The sequence below is a fragment of the Glutamicibacter sp. genome (genome assembly GCF_032154645.1).
Classification (GTDB): Bacteria; Actinomycetota; Actinomycetes; order Actinomycetales; family Micrococcaceae; genus Glutamicibacter.
On sequence record NZ_JALDXV010000023.1, the window covers coordinates 1 to 14,697 of the forward strand.

The following is a 14,697-nucleotide window of genomic DNA, read 5'->3' on the forward strand; positions in this document are numbered from 1 at the left end:
CCCTGACCTTCTGCATGCCATGCAGACGCGCTACCAACTGCGCCATACCCCCAAAAGGATTGCTACCTGATCAGGCAACTCATTAATCATAAATGAATCACTGATCAGGATGCAAATCCACAGCTGCTAGTCGTTCTTCTTGACTTCGGCCGCAAGTTCAATAACCGGGCAGTCGGACCAGAGGCGCTCCAGAGCGTAGAATACGCGGTCTTCCTGGTGCTGTACGTGAACTACGACATCACCGTAGTCCAGCAATACCCAACGGCCAAGGCCGAAGCCCTCACGACGTACTGGGCGCAGGTCAAATTCCTCCAAGACCTTAGCCTGGATCTCATCGACAATTGCGTTAACCTGCGGTTCGGAGCCGCCTGAAACGATCAAGAATGCATCGGTGATGCCGAGACGTTCGGCAACATCCAAAGCCACCATGTCTTCGGCCAGCTTTTCCGATGCTGCTAGGGCCGCGGTGTTTACCAAGGCAATAGAGTCTGCGTGTGCGCCCATGAAGTTGGGTGTCTCCTTTAGAGGTATAAATTGAGAACTTAATTGTCCTACGAAAACTAGTTGCTAAACAACATGATCAATCCCGCAATCAACGCAGCCCCGCCAATACCCAGGGCAACAATCATTGCGATCAGCATGTTGTTCGCGCGGCGCACGCCATGTGTCTGCACATCTAGAGGCTGCAGCCCTTGGGCATTCACTGCTTCAATGCGCGGCATGTCAATTGGATCGACGTCTTTTGCTTCCGAAGCTGTCTGAACTGGTACGACTGCCGGCTTGGGCGCCGGCTTTGACGGTGACTTGACTGCGGCAGGCTGGACCGCTGGCTTAGGAGCCGGCTTTTCTGTTGCCTTCGGCACTGGCTTGGCTGCAGGTTTAGCGCTAGCTGGCTTAGGCGATGGCTTCGCTGCCTTATTTTCAGGTGTCTTGAACGACAGCGCGACGCTCTCGGTTTTAGGTCCCGAGACGCCTGTCTTGGCAATCCGGTCTTCGACATCCCTGATGTTGCCCAAGGCTCCAGTAAACGGATCCGGTGCGGCGTCGTCTTTGCCCTGCTTGGCGTTCTCAACTCGCAGTCGCTCGCGTTCTGCCGCCCTGCGTGAAATGATCGCCGCTCGTGCGGCCATTTCACGCTGATGAGCCAAGACTTCGAGGTCGATCTCGGAGTCATCTTCTCCGATGAGATTGGGATCAACCGGTGCTGGCGGGGTGTGAGCCCGTCGAGCCGCGAGGGCGTCCTCGACGCTCATGACGGTAGTTTCCGGGTTCTGCTCTGAATCAACAGGCTTTTCAGTTTTGGCAGAAGGTTTCGTGCTCTGTGCCGACTTGGCTGGCGCTTCACCCTTGCCCTGATCCGCCAGGGCCTGCAGGCGCAACTGGCGGCGCGTCAGGGGTTTGGGATCATCTGCCGGTTCAACGGTAGGAATGTGGCTAGTCAGGGCACCAACTTCTTCTTCAAGTCGACGACGTTCACGCAGTGCTTCGCGATCTCGTGCTCGACGAAGAGAGGCACGTTCCCCACTGGCGTCGGCTGCCGCTGGCTTTTCGGCGGCGGGAGCTTCGGATTTTTGATCGGCAGGCTTAGCCGGTGTTGGTTTCACCTGAGTAGGCTTGGCCGCCTCGGGCTTGGCCGGCGCTGGCTTCTTAGCTGTTGCTGGAGCCGGTTTTGCGGGAGCTTTGGATTCCGGCTTCTTAGCAGCGGCCGGCTCCTTCGCCTTAGGAGGAACCGGAGCAGGTTGTTGCTTGGCCGCAGGTTTTGCGGGCGCCGATGACGCTGCGGGTTTTTCCGGCGCAGGCTTGGCCTGTTGACTTGGCGCAGGCTTCTTGTCAGCTGCTGGTTTTTCCTGCGCTGAAGCTTGCTCCTTCGCCGCCTGCTCGGCCTGGCTATTGGCCAGCAGCGCCTCCATTTCGGCGCGCCGCTTCTCGCGCAGAGCTCGCCTGCTGGAAACTGGCTGCGAGTTATCGCTCATCTGGTACTACTCCCCGACCGCATAGACAAATACCGTCACCATAACCGATTATGCCGTGCTTCACGGCCGAATGTGAGGTTACGACTCGGTATAGAGTCCATATTTTGCAATGTACTGCACCACACCGTCCGGTACCAGGTACCAAACAGGTTTGCCTTCCGCCACTCGATCACGGCAATCCGTTGACGAAATCGCCAGCGCTGGGATCTCCAATTGGGAGACATTCTCACGGCCAAGATCCGCAATGACATAGCCGGGGCGCGTGACGCCCACGAAATGCGCAAGGTCCCACACCTGGTCAATGTCCCGCCAACTCATAATCTGGCTCATCGCATCCGCACCGGTGATGAAGTACAGCTCCGCTTCGGGACGCAGTGCCCGCAAATCAAGCAGGGTGTCACGGGTATAGGTTGCGCCGCCGCGGTCGATGTCCACACGGCTCACGGTGAAGCGTGGATTAGATGCGGTGGCAACCACGGTCATTAGGTAGCGGTGTTCCGCGTCGGTGACGTGGCGGTCGGCTTTCTGCCACGGCTGACCGGTGGGTACGAAAACTACCTCGTCCAGATCGTATTCCGCGGCAACCTCACTGGCTGCTACCAGGTGGCCATTGTGGATGGGATCAAAAGTACCGCCCATCACACCGAGGCGTAATGGGCGGTTCTTAGGCTGTGAATCCACCAAGACTAGTGCTGCTCGTGGTGTTCTGGGTGGGTCTTGAACTGACGGTGGGTGTCAAGCTCTTCGGGCTTCACGGTGTGACGGTTGCCAACGTTGGTGTAGGACACGGTGATCAGCAGCAGCACCATGAAGGCTGCGAAGATCACACCACCGATAAGGAAGGACCAGCCTTCTGCAGTCAAAGCGGAATTGGTGGCTTCGGCAGCCAGAGTCAGCGCGTTCAAGGTTCTCTCCAGTTGTTATCCGCGAGACCGCCGGCAGTCCCAACACAGGTCGGAATGCCGCGGCTCGAAAACTAACGGTACGTTCTTCTACATCGTACCGAAATTGCTTCTCAGAAACTATTTACGAACGTGCCCGTCGCCCTCGACGATCCATTTGGTCGTCGTCAGCTCGGCCAGACCCATGGGGCCTCGGGCGTGCATCTTCTGCGTGGAGATGCCCACCTCGGCGCCGAGCCCCAACTGGCCGCCATCGGTAAAGCGGGTTGAGGCGTTGACGATCACCGCGGCGGATTCAATCTGGGCGATGAATTTCTGCGAATTCGCCAGATCGGAGGTGATGATCGCTTCGGTGTGACCGGTGGAGTAGGCGCGGATATGTTCCAGCGCCTCATCGATGTCGTCGACGAGCTTCACCGCGATATCCAGATTCAAATACTCGTTGGACCAGTCGGACTCCCCCGCGGCAACGGTTTCGATTTCTGGAACCAGGCTTGCGGCACGCTCGTCGGTATGCAGGGTGACCCCGGCTGCGTGCAGGGCCTGCAGCACCGTTGCACCGGCCGCGGCATCCTTGTGAATCAACAGCGTTTCAACCGTGTTGCAGACGCTGGGGCGCTGGGTTTTCGCGTTGAGCAGGATGTCGACCGCCATCTGTTCCTTGGCTGACTCATCCAGGAAGATGTGGACGTTGCCCTCGCCGGTTTCAATGACGGGAACCTTCGCGGTGGTGACCACACGCTGGATCAGTTCGCGGCCGCCGCGGGGAATGAGCACGTCGATTTTGCCGCGGGCTCCCATCATGGCGTCTGCGCCTTCACGTCCGTATTCATCCACCGAGATCACCAGATCGCGCGGAAGCGAGACGGATTCCAGTGCGTCGCGGATGAAACCAACCAGCGCCACGTTGGAGTTCAGGGCGGCCGATCCGCCGCGCAGCAGCACGGCATTGCCGCTCTTGAGCGACAGGCCAGCGATGTCAACGGTGACGTTGGGCCGAGCCTCATAGATGGTGCCGATCACGCCCATCGGAACGTTGACCTGACGCATGCGCAACCCGTTGGGCAGGGTTTCGCCGCGCACCACCCGGCCGATGGGATCTGGAAGCCCCGCCAGCTCCTGCAGTGCCGAAATCAGACCGTTGATGCGCGCATCGTCGAGCTTCAAACGGTCGAGCATGGCGGCGGAGGTGCCGTTGGCGCGTCCTGCTTCCAGGTCCTTGGCGTTGGCCTGCTTGATGGCTACACGGTTGGTGTCGATCGCGGTGGCGATGGCCTGCAGTGCACGGTCTTTCCAGTCGCGGTTGGCGCGGGCCAGCACGCGGGATGCGCGGCGGGCCCGATCGGCCAACTGGTTCACTGCTTCGACGGTCGCTGAATCGGTGAGGGTCATGCTCCCATTGTAGGATCCGGCCTAGATCAGCGCTAAGTCGTCGACATGTACGACCGGTTTTTCGTAACCTTCGCCCAGGTACTCATGCAGCGCCGTGGTGGAGCGTCCAAACATGGCGGGAAGTTCCAGGGCCGAGTAGTTCACCAGGCCGCGGGCCACCACGGTGCCCTGCGCGTCGCAGATCTCCACCGCGTCCCCGGCCTCGAAGTCTCCTGTGGCACCGGTGATGCCGGCGGCCAGCAGCGACTTTTCGCCGCTGCTGATGGCGCGGATGGCTCCCGGATCCAGCATCAGGCGCCCATGGGCCACCGCGAGGTGGGCCAGCCAGACGTCGCGGGCCGAGCGGCGGGTATTGCGCGCGGCGAACCAGGTGCCCACGTCTTCTCCTGCCAGCGCCTTGGCGGCGTTGGCGGTGGAGGTGACCAGGGCGGGGATGCCGGCCGAGGCGCTGAGCGTCGCCGCCTGCACCTTGGTGATCATTCCCCCGGTGCCGACATTGGATCCGGCGCTGCCTAGGTCGATGGCCTGGATTTCGTCAGGGTGTCCAACGTGGGCGATGCGCGAGCCGCCGGCTGCGGGGTGCGCGTCGTAGACGGAGTCCACGTCGGAGAACAGCAGCAGCGCGTCGGCCTTGACCAGGTGTGCCACCAGGGAGGCCAGGCGGTCGTTGTCTCCGAAGCGGATCTCATGGGTGGCCACCGTGTCGTTTTCGTTCACGATCGGCAGTACGCCCAGGTTCAGCAGGCGCACCAGTGCACGCAGCGCGTTGGTGTAGGTGGTGCGGCGCATCAGGTCATCTGCCGTGAGCAGCACCTGCGCCACGGTCAGCCCGTGGGCGGCGAATTCCTGAGTGTACTGCGCGAGCAGCAGACCCTGCCCCACCGAGGCTGCCGCCTGCTGGGTGGCAAGGTCTTTGGGTCGCTTGGCCAGCGCCAACGGGGCCAGGCCTGCGGCGATGGCGCCCGAGGAGACCAGCACCACCTCGGTGCCTGCGGCCACGGTGCGCGCCAGCGTGTCCACCAGGAACTTCAGGCGCTCGTGGGAAATTCCACCCTCAACGGTGGTCAGCGAGCTGGAGCCCACCTTGATGACCAGCCGCTTGGCGCGCGGAAGCTCGCTGCGGCTGGTGACCTCGGAGAGGGTCTTGGAGGGTGTTGCAGGGGTGTTGCTCACTGCTGATCTTCCTGAGCTTCCTGCGCACGCTGCTTGGCTGCGCGTTCTGCGGCCTTGGCGTGCACCGACTCGGTCCAGATGCCTGCCCGGCGCTCGGCTTCCAGCTCGTCGCGGGCCGCTGCCTTGGCTGCCTTGCGGTCGTCGTGCTCGGCGCGCTTTTCTTCGCGGGTCTTGCGGGTGCCGCGGTCTTCCAGGCGGATGTCTTCGCCGCGGCGGCTGCCCAGCAGCTCGGCGCCGGCGGCCATGGTCGGCTCCCAGTCGAAGACCACCGAGTTCTCTTCAGAGCCGATGACCACGGCGTCGCCCGGCTTGGCTCCGGCCTTGAACAGCTGGGTTTCAACGCCGAGCTTGGCCAGGCGGTCGGCCAGGTAGCCTACCGCTTCGTCATTGCGGAAGTCGGTCTGCATGATCCAGCGCTCGGGCTTCTCACCGATGACGCGCCACAGCGGCTCAAGATTCTGCTCTTCGCGGCGGATCACGAACTCCACCTGCTTCACCGAGCGTGGACGGATGATCGGAACCTCTACCACCGGCGCTTCGACCACGCGTTCGGCACGAGCCTGCTCGACAAGCTTAGCCATGGCGAAGGAGAGTTCGCGCAGGCCCTCGTGGGCCAGGGCGGAGATTTCAAAGACCTGGTAGCCGCGCTTTTCCAGTTCCGGGCGCACGAACTCGGCCATGTCAAGGCCGTCGGCCATGTCCACCTTGTTCAATGCCACGAGCTTCGGGCGCTCTACCAGTGGAACTATGGTGCCGTCGGTGCCGGCGAAGGTGGAGTCGGCCTCGTAGTTGGCAAGCTCTGCCTCGATGATTTCAAGGTCGCTGATCGGGTCGCGGTCGGACTCCAGGGTGCCGCAGTCAAGCACGTGCACGATGGCCGCGCAGCGCTCGACGTGGCGCAGGAACTCGTGTCCCAGGCCCTTGCCCTCGGAGGCGCCGGGAATCAGGCCCGGGACGTCGGCGACGGTAAAGCGCACTTCGCCTGCCTGCACGACGCCGAGGTTCGGCACCAGGGTGGTGAATGGGTAGTCGGCGATCTTCGGGCGCGCGGCGGACATGGCGGCGATCAATGAGGATTTTCCGGCCGATGGGTAGCCCACCAGGGCGATGTCGGCCACGGACTTCAGTTCCAGGACCACGTCCTGTTCCTGGCCCGGGATGCCCAGCAGTGCGAAGCCCGGCGCCTTGCGCTTGTCGGAGGAAATTGCCGCGTTGCCCAGGCCGCCCTGACCGCCGCCGGCCGCCAGGTATTCGTCGCCCACGTTGACCAGGTCCGCGAGGATGTCTCCGTCGCGAGTCTTGATGACGGTGCCCGCAGGTACGCCGAGGATCAGGTCCTCCCCCTGCTTACCCGGACGCAGTCCGCCCTTGCCCGGTTCGCCGTTGCCTGCCTTGCGGTGCGGCAGGTGGTGGAAGTCGAGCAGGGTGGTCACCTGCGGGTCGACGCGCAGGATGATGTCGCCACCGTCGCCGCCGTTGCCGCCGTCGGGGCCGCCCAGTGGCTTGAACTTTTCACGTTTGATGGACACACAACCGTGACCACCATTTCCTGCGGTGGCGTGAAGGGTTACGCGATCAACGAATGCAGCCACGGGGCCATCTTCTCCTAGAACGAAGGTGCGAGCTGATACTCGCTTAAAAGTCTATCTACGCACACAAGGGGCGGACCGAAACGGCCCACCCCTTGGGTACTAAAAATGTTGTCTGTTGCCTAAATTAGGCAGCAGCCACAATGTTCACCACGCGGCGACCACGACGGGTGCCGAACTCAACTGCACCGGCAGCCAGAGCGAACAGGGTGTCATCCTTGCCGCGGCCTACGCCTGCACCTGGGTGGAAGTGGGTGCCACGCTGGCGAACGATGATTTCGCCTGCCTTGACTTCCTGACCACCGAAGCGCTTTACGCCCAGGTACTGTGCGTTGGAATCGCGACCGTTGCGAGTGGAACTCGCACCTTTCTTATGTGCCATGCTTTTTAGCCTCTTTCGCTACAAAAATGGATATTACGAGCGCCCAAATTAGGCGATCGAGGTGACCTTGACCTTGGTCAGAGCGGAACGGAAGCCCTGGCGCTTCTTGTAACCGGTCTTGTTCTTGTACTTCTGGATAACGATCTTTTCGCCACGGAGGTTCTCAACGACCTCGGCGGTGACCTTGACCTTTGCCAGATCGGCAGCTGCGGAAGTTACCTTCTCGCCATCTACCAGCAGCAATGCAGGAAGCTCGATGGAGCTACCTGGGGCAGCCTGAAGACGGTCAACGGTGATGAGGTCTCCAACGGAAACCTTCTCCTGGTGGCCGCCTGCGCGGACAATTGCGTACACCACGTGGGTACTCACTTCTACTCGACGTTTATTGTCTTACTGGCGCAGATATCAACCCGAAAACCTTGAACAGGTCAACATGGGGATCTCATGCGCTTGTGCCTTGAACGCCGAGCGGACGAAAAGTCCGTGATCTTGGCGTTTAGCACCGATCAACTAGATTACGCTAATCCACGCCACTGGGGCAAATACAAACTGCCCCAGTGGGTGAACCGTGATCAAGTTCATCTATTTCAGTTCGCGAACTGGAACTCCTACACCGAACATGACCGGGGCGCCGGACTGCTCAGCTGGCTTTTCAGTTGTTGAACTGGCGGCATCCATCTGAACCACCGAACCGGTAGCAGCGGATACCTCGGCCACAACCACCTGCGCGGTCGCATCGCCTTGGACCGAAGTGGCCCGACGGCTGCGTCGCTTAGGTTTAGTGGAACTCTGTGGGGCCACCGCGGCAGCCGGTGCTGCTGCGGCAACTGGTGCCGGCTCGGAAGCTGGGGCTTGTGTGGCAGGCAGTGCCAGACCGGTGAGTACCGGCTGCTGGGTTTCCGGAGCACTGGCTGGGCGCGATGCCCGGCGTGAGCGGTTGCGTGCAGGCTTGGTGGCCTTGGCTTCGCCCTGCTCCGATTCCTGAGTCTTCGGCGCTTCGTCGGCGACCGGCTGTTCGGCGGCGCGTGATGCATCCGTGTTCTCACCCTGGCCGCGGTTGCGGCCGCGGGAACGTGAACGGCGGCGCGGTTTGCGGCCAGCCTCCTGGTCGGCACCTTCACCGGCAGGCAAGGCGGCTTCCAGGGACTCCAGGGTCACTTCGGCGCTGTTTGAATCAGCGGTCGCGGAGTGCGAGGCTGCAGCGGCTTCTTCGCCCTCGACTTTGACTGCCGGTTCGGCACCGTGGTCCAGGTGAGAAGCTGCGGCGATGTTTGCCAGCGCATGGCGGGTTGCCTCGGTCTTTTCCTCTACTACCTCGGTAGCAGCTGAATCGACGTTCTTTGCCTCGTCCTTCTCGCCGCGGCGGCGGTTGCGATTGCGCGCAGGCTTCTCGGTGAACTTCTTCGGGTGGCTTTCACCGTGCGAGTTGTACGACTTGCGCGACTCGACAGGCTCTTCATGGGTGATGACACCCGAACCTGCACAGTGCTCGCACTGCTCGCCGAAGACTTCCAGCAGGCCGGTGCCCATGCGCTTGCGGGTCATCTGCACCAGTCCAAGGCTGGTGACCTCAGCCACCTGATGCTTGGTGCGGTCGCGGCCCAGGCACTCTACCAGTCGGCGCAGCACCAAATCGCGGTTCGATTCAAGGACCATGTCGATGAAGTCGATGACGATGATGCCGCCAATGTCGCGCAGGCGCAGCTGGCGGACGACTTCCTCGGCTGCTTCCAGGTTGTTCTTGGTGACGGTCTCTTCCAGGTTGCCGCCCGAACCGGTGAATTTGCCGGTGTTGACGTCGATCACCGTCATTGCTTCGGTGCGATCGATCACCAGCGAACCGCCCGAAGGCAGGAAGACCTTGCGGTCAAGCGCCTTGGCGATCTGCTCGTCAACGCGGTACTTGGAGAAGATATCCTCTTCCTGTTCCCACTTTTCCAGGCGGCCCATCAGATCCGGGGCAACGTACATCACGTAGGCCTCGATGGTGTCCCAGGCCTGCTCGCCGGAGACGATCAGCTTGGTGAAGTCTTCATTGAAGACGTCGCGGACTACCTTGATGGTCAGGTCCGGCTCCGAGTACAACAGTTCCGGTGCCAAGGTCTTGGTAGAGGTCGACTGCTCCTCGATGCCTTCCCACTGCGCGCGCAGCCGGTTGATATCGTTGGTCAGCTCTTCCTCGGAAGCACCTTCGGCGGCGGTGCGGACAATTACGCCGGCATTCTCCGGCAGGTGGTCCTTCAAGATCTTCTTCAGGCGCTGGCGCTCAACATCTGGCAGCTTGCGGGAGATTCCGGTCATGGAACCGCCCGGTACGTAAACCAAATAGCGTCCTGGCAGCGAGACCTGACTGGTCAGGCGTGCACCCTTATGGCCCACAGGATCCTTGGTGACCTGAACAAGTACCGAGTCTCCGGCCTTCAGCGCATTTTCAATGCGGCGCGGCTGGCCCTCAAGGGCGGCCACATCCCAGTTGACTTCACCGGCGTAGAGCACTGCGTTGCGGCCGCGTCCAATGTCGACGAAGGCTGCTTCCATGGATGGCAGAACGTTCTGGACCTTGCCCAGGTAGACGTTGCCGATGAGCGAGTCCTGCTGGGTCTTGGAAACAAAGTGCTCTGCGAGCACACCATCTTCCAACACTCCGATCTGAATGCGGTCCTCACGCTGGCGCACGATCATCTTGCGTTCCACGGATTCGCGGCGGGCCAAGAACTCGGCCTCGGTGATCACCTGGCGGCGTCGGCCGGTCTCACGTGATTCGCGGCGGCGCTGTCGCTTGGCCTCAAGACGGGTAGAGCCGCGGACGGAGGCAACCTTGTTGTTGACGCTGGTGTGGCTCTCCACGCTGGCGCGCGGTGCACGAACCCGGGTCACGGTGTTCGGTGGATCATCCTGCGAGCCACCTTCAAGTTCCAGATCGACGTCCCCGCGACGGCGGCGACGGCGCCGGCGTGAGGTGACATCGTCAGCGTCCTCGCCCTCTGCGCGGTCGTCGGCCTTGGCTGCCGGGCGTGCGGTCTTCTTGGCGACTGCCTGCGCCAATACGGAGTGTGCCGATTCAGGAATCGCAAAAGGATTCATGATCATTGAACTGCCGTGCTCTGCCAGCAGAGCACCGGTCTGATCCTCAGGCTCCGCTACAGGTGCTTCAGCCGCTGCTTCGACGTTCTCCTGCACCTCGGGCTGCTCAGAAGCTTCAAGCTTCGCGGCCTCTTCGGTGATTGCCTCTTCGCTGGCGGCGTTGCGTGCAGCCTGTGCACGTCGTTCAGCCTGTCGGCTGGCGCGCTTTGCAGAATCTGGGGTGGATACCTGGGTGCGTCGGGTTGCACGCCAACGGTATGGGCTCTCTTCAACCCCGGCAGCAGCGTTAAGTTCTGCAAGGGTCATGGCACGTCGCAGTGGACGGGCTGGGGTAGTGGACACACTGGTGCGGCGGGCGCGTGTTGAACGATTGCCTCGCTTATTTCCCTGCGCGCCACCCTTTCGCTGATTCGATGCGCTCATTTAATTTCGCGTACTCCTACTTATGTCCCGCTTTGGCATCCTCCACAGACGGCGCCTTGGCTGAAACTACAATTCATCACGTGTCGCGCGGCCGACTTCTTGTGAGTCAACCGGCCACGAAAGCTCTATATTTTCCGCAGATCACTTCAATCATGGTTCGGCGCACCGAACCTGACGCAGTAACTGCGGTTCAACGCGTCCCCTTCAAACCAGCTGCTTTCCTTTGCAGCCCTTCGATCCGCGGTATTCCCTCGGGAGGCGCACATATTGGGCACTCAACCGAAGCGATGCATCGCCTGTCGATCTGTCGTTTCAAAAGTCTATCGTCGGGTTGAAAGCAGACTGTGGATCCGCGAGCAACCATCACCATTCTCTCACATATAGTTCACACCGCGTTCATTCGAACATATGCCGCGCACAGAAAAGATTTTTAGGATGTAAACGCACACAGCGGAATCGTCCGCTTTCCTATGAACATATGGAATAGTCAAAGCATGGTTTCATCAATTGAAAATCAACAGGCGCCGGGCGTGTTGCCCTGGTGGGCTAAGGATCGCGGATTCGGCCTGTTCACCGTCGTTGCAGGTTTCATCGCGTGGTTGGCGGCGGGGATTCTTGTACTAGAGCGCATTGAGCTCTACAAGAATCCCAACTACATCACCAGCTGCGACGTCAATCCGTGGATCTCCTGCGGCACCGTGATGAAGTCCGCACAGGCGGGTATCTTCGGATTCCCCAACCCGTTCTTTGGCATCGTTTGCTTCGCCGTGGTTGTCACTATCGGCGTGATGCTTCTTGCAGGAGCCGCGAATCTCAAGCGATGGTTCTGGCTCTGCTACCAGCTGGGAATCACCGCCGCGTTGGGTCTTGTGATTTGGTTCTGGTCGCAGGCGCTGTATGAAATCAACGCCCTGTGCCCCTACTGCATGGTTGTCTGGGCCATGGTAATTCCGCTCTTCGTCTTCACCACGGCACGCAACGTAGTCACTGGCGTGATTCCTGCCGGCGCCGGGGTCAAAAAATTCTTCACCGAGTGGAGCTGGATCATGACCGCGATTCTCTGGCTGCTGGTCGCCGCATCCGTGGTTCTTCGCTTCCCGAATGCGTTCTTCGGATAATCCGTGACCATTGTCTCCCGAAGACGATTCCTCATGGGGATCATCGCCCTGGCGATGATCCCCATTGGTTTAGCCGCGCGATATTTGGGACAGGGACTGGCGGCAGATCTTTCCGGCGGAGTGCTATACGCAGTGTTGTTTTACGCATTGTTCTCCCTCATCTTTGCTCGCGCCTCGGCCTCTGCAATTACCTTAACAACGTTGTTATGGTGTGTAGCCGTCGAGCTCTTTCAACTCACCGATGTTCCACATCGCCTCGCCACCTGCTTCCCTCCCGTACACCTAATCTTCGGCTCCAATTTCGCGTGGCTGGACCTTGCCGCATACGCGGTGGGCGTCCTCGCCGCTTGGTTTTGCGACCGGCTGCTGATTTCCCGTTGGCGCAGCTATGGGAATTAGCAACCGGCGTCGCACGGCGTGTCTTGGTTGAAGTCTCCTCCGGAAGAAAGACACTTGGCCCATGTCAAACCATTTTTTTACGAGCAATTCCACGTATTTGAAATCTGTGTGCGCTGCACCATAGCCGCACGAGCAAGGGGTAGGTTAAAGACATGGCCAGCAACATGTGGAACACCGAAAATGCCCAAGATTATGGAATCAGCCTGCTGATTTCCGAACATATCAGGCTGCGCGAATTGCAGGAAGAAGACCTGCCGATCCTGACACAGTGGTGGAACAGCCCCGAGTTCATGGCACTGCAAGGAAGCCTCGTACTGCCCCACCCCGGAGCCGAAGCAGCGGAGCTGTTCAAGGGCCGCAGCCTGAACCGCGGCACCACCGACGGCGTGGGTCTTTGCATCACGCTGCCCGACGACACCCTGATCGGCCACACTGCCTTGTACAACTATCACGCACCTGCACGTTCGGCAGAACTGATGATCATGATCGGCGGATCCAACGTGGGCCAGGGATACGGCACCATGGCCACGAAAATGATTGTCGATTTCGGTTTCCGAGAGATGGGACTGAATCGCATCGGCCTGAACATCTGGGCCTATAACGAACGAGCTCTACGTACGTTCAACCGTGCAGGCTTCCGCGAGGAAGGCCGAGAACGGCAGGCTGGGTTCCACGACGGAAAATTCCACGACCGAATCATCATGGGATTGCTGGCCAGCGAGTACTTCGGCGCAGCCTCCTAATTTGCTGTTGCTCCCTGTGAGGCTGGAAGTTCAGTGACCAAGGAAAAGTTGCGCGGACAGTGTTGTGCCCACAACTGTTCAATTCATTAGCCTATTCTTGGAGCTATCACACCCGGCCATGAGGAGCGAGTATGGGGTTGTTTCGAAGGGGTAAATCCTCGAGTAAAACGGGTTCAGGAGCGGCAGGCGCCAATACTTCTGCACTTTTAGGGCATAGCGAAGCGCCACCGGAATTCACTGTCAGTGGGCTTTGGACCGATCTTTTGGGCCGCATGGGCATGCGCAGTGCGCAAATTCTGATCGTTGGCGCACTGATAACGTTTGTCATCATCGGCATGCTGAAGCTGACAACCATCGTCATTCCAACTCTGTTGGCAGTCATCATCTCCTGCGCCTTATGGCCGCTGGTGCTGCAATTGCGCAAGGTCTTCAGCGCATTGATTTCGGCATGGATCGTCTTCCTCGGCTCTTTGCTGATCCTTGGTGGCATCGGCTACGGGCTGGTCATGTCCGTAGTCAAGGAATGGCCGACACTTGTCGACCAGGCAGTACAGGGTTTCAACCAGCTCAATGACATCGTTCAAGAGCTGATGGTGGACTTCCCCATCGCCATTGATCAACAACAGATCGACAAGGCGGTCAACGCCGTCACCGGGTTCTTGACCAGTTCGCAGTTCGGCAGCGGCGCATTGAACACCATCAGTGCCGCGGGCTCCCTGGTGACCGGTCTGGTATTGCTGCTGGTGATCCTGTTCTTCTTCTTGAAGGACGGCGACCGCATCTGGGCCTTCGCCATTTCCTGGACCCCGAAGCACTACCGTGACAAGTGGATCCTTTCGGGCGACCGCGCACTGCATACCTTCGGCGGGTACATCCGCGGAACCTCCATCGTTGCAATGGTCGACTCCATTGGCATTACCGCTACCCTGCTGATCCTGCAGGTTCCGCTGGCAATTCCGCTGGGCATCATCGTCTTCCTGGGGTCGTTCATTCCCATGGTCGGTGCCACGGTGGCCGGCATCTTGGCCACGTTGGTCGCCTTGGTGACAAATGGCCCCATCGTCGCCCTGATCGTTTTGGCCGCGGTCATCGTTGTCAACCAGCTTGAGGGCAACTTCCTTCAGCCGGTGGTGATGGCCAACGCGTTGAGCCTGCACGCACTGGTGGTGTTGATGGCGTTGACCGCAGGCACCGTCCTTGCAGGCATCATTGGCGCCGTCCTAGCCGTTCCTCTGACCGCTGCAGCCTGGGCGGTCATCAAGGTATGGACCAACCGCGAAAAGGTCGATCCTGCCTTGCAGGCGCAACAAGACATCGAAGCCGAGGTGGCCTTCGAAGAAGAGCAGAAGGCCATCGACTCCCTTGAGCACAAGGAGGCGGCGGCCAAGGAGGCCAAGGAACTGTCGGCCGAGCATGCTTCGTCCAAGAAGACCGAGCACGGACACGAATCCGACACTTCAAAAAACTAGCCGCAGGATTCACCCAAAGGCCCGATCAACCGATCGGGCCTTTGGTCTCT

14 protein-coding genes are annotated in these 14,697 nt (G+C 60.3%); 4 read left to right on the top strand and 10 right to left on the bottom strand.

Going from position 1 to position 14,697, the window contains the following annotated elements:
- Positions 1 to 126: 126 nt before the first annotated feature.
- The 10 genes from rsfS to RUH64_RS14890 form a co-directional block, all read right to left on the bottom strand.
- A complete protein-coding gene (rsfS, locus tag RUH64_RS14845; protein WP_313814422.1) occupies positions 127 to 504 on the bottom strand; it encodes a ribosome silencing factor in 378 nt (125 codons plus the stop codon).
- Positions 505 to 560: 56 nt separating this feature from the next.
- Entirely contained in the window at positions 561 to 1,973 is a 1,413-nt protein-coding gene (locus tag RUH64_RS14850) for a hypothetical protein (RefSeq protein WP_313814423.1), read from the bottom strand.
- Positions 1,974 to 2,051: 78 nt separating this feature from the next.
- Positions 2,052 to 2,654, bottom strand: a complete 603-nt coding sequence (gene nadD / locus RUH64_RS14855) for a nicotinate-nucleotide adenylyltransferase (protein ID WP_396276065.1) — start codon at positions 2,652 to 2,654, stop codon at positions 2,052 to 2,054.
- 5 nt (positions 2,655 to 2,659) lie between these two features.
- Positions 2,660 to 2,878: a hypothetical protein gene (locus RUH64_RS14860; protein ID WP_313814425.1), complete on the bottom strand. Its 219-nt coding sequence runs from the start codon at positions 2,876 to 2,878 to the stop codon at positions 2,660 to 2,662.
- A 117-nt stretch (positions 2,879 to 2,995) separates the two neighbouring features.
- Positions 2,996 to 4,267, bottom strand: a complete 1,272-nt coding sequence (locus tag RUH64_RS14865; protein WP_313814426.1) for a glutamate-5-semialdehyde dehydrogenase — start codon at positions 4,265 to 4,267, stop codon at positions 2,996 to 2,998.
- Between the two features lie 21 nt (positions 4,268 to 4,288).
- Complete coding sequence (gene proB, locus RUH64_RS14870; protein ID WP_313814427.1) at positions 4,289 to 5,440, bottom strand: glutamate 5-kinase; 1,152 nt, start codon at positions 5,438 to 5,440, stop codon at positions 4,289 to 4,291.
- Positions 5,437 to 7,032, bottom strand: coding sequence for a GTPase ObgE (obgE, locus tag RUH64_RS14875; RefSeq protein ID WP_313814428.1), 1,596 nt, complete (start codon positions 7,030 to 7,032; stop codon positions 5,437 to 5,439). The genes proB and obgE overlap by 4 nt, the downstream gene beginning before the upstream one ends.
- A 124-nt stretch (positions 7,033 to 7,156) precedes the next feature.
- On the bottom strand, positions 7,157 to 7,411 hold the full coding sequence (rpmA, locus tag RUH64_RS14880) for a 50S ribosomal protein L27 (protein WP_022875303.1): 255 nt from the start codon (positions 7,409 to 7,411) through the stop codon (positions 7,157 to 7,159).
- A gap of 48 nt (positions 7,412 to 7,459) precedes the next feature.
- Positions 7,460 to 7,768, bottom strand: a complete 309-nt coding sequence (rplU, locus tag RUH64_RS14885) for a 50S ribosomal protein L21 (protein WP_313814435.1) — start codon at positions 7,766 to 7,768, stop codon at positions 7,460 to 7,462.
- Positions 7,769 to 7,993: 225 nt separating this feature from the next.
- The gene (locus RUH64_RS14890) at positions 7,994 to 10,918 is read right to left on the bottom strand and encodes an Rne/Rng family ribonuclease (protein WP_396276066.1); all 2,925 of its coding nucleotides are present in this window, start codon (positions 10,916 to 10,918) and stop codon (positions 7,994 to 7,996) included.
- A 494-nt stretch (positions 10,919 to 11,412) separates the two neighbouring features.
- Here RUH64_RS14890 and RUH64_RS14895 point away from each other — a divergent pair, with 494 nt between their 5' ends.
- The 4 genes from RUH64_RS14895 (at position 11,413) to RUH64_RS14910 (ending at position 14,647) form a co-directional block, all read left to right on the top strand.
- Positions 11,413 to 12,036: a vitamin K epoxide reductase family protein gene (locus tag RUH64_RS14895; protein WP_313814436.1), complete on the top strand. Its 624-nt coding sequence runs from the start codon at positions 11,413 to 11,415 to the stop codon at positions 12,034 to 12,036.
- A gap of 33 nt (positions 12,037 to 12,069) precedes the next feature.
- Complete coding sequence (locus RUH64_RS14900; RefSeq protein WP_313814437.1) at positions 12,070 to 12,435, top strand: DUF2809 domain-containing protein; 366 nt, start codon at positions 12,070 to 12,072, stop codon at positions 12,433 to 12,435.
- A 152-nt stretch (positions 12,436 to 12,587) separates the two neighbouring features.
- Complete coding sequence (locus tag RUH64_RS14905; protein WP_313814438.1) at positions 12,588 to 13,178, top strand: GNAT family protein; 591 nt, start codon at positions 12,588 to 12,590, stop codon at positions 13,176 to 13,178.
- A gap of 272 nt (positions 13,179 to 13,450) precedes the next feature.
- Positions 13,451 to 14,647 (top strand): AI-2E family transporter, encoded by a 1,197-nt coding sequence (locus tag RUH64_RS14910; RefSeq protein WP_313814439.1) that lies wholly within the window; start codon positions 13,451 to 13,453, stop codon positions 14,645 to 14,647.
- Positions 14,648 to 14,697: the final 50 nt, after the last annotated feature.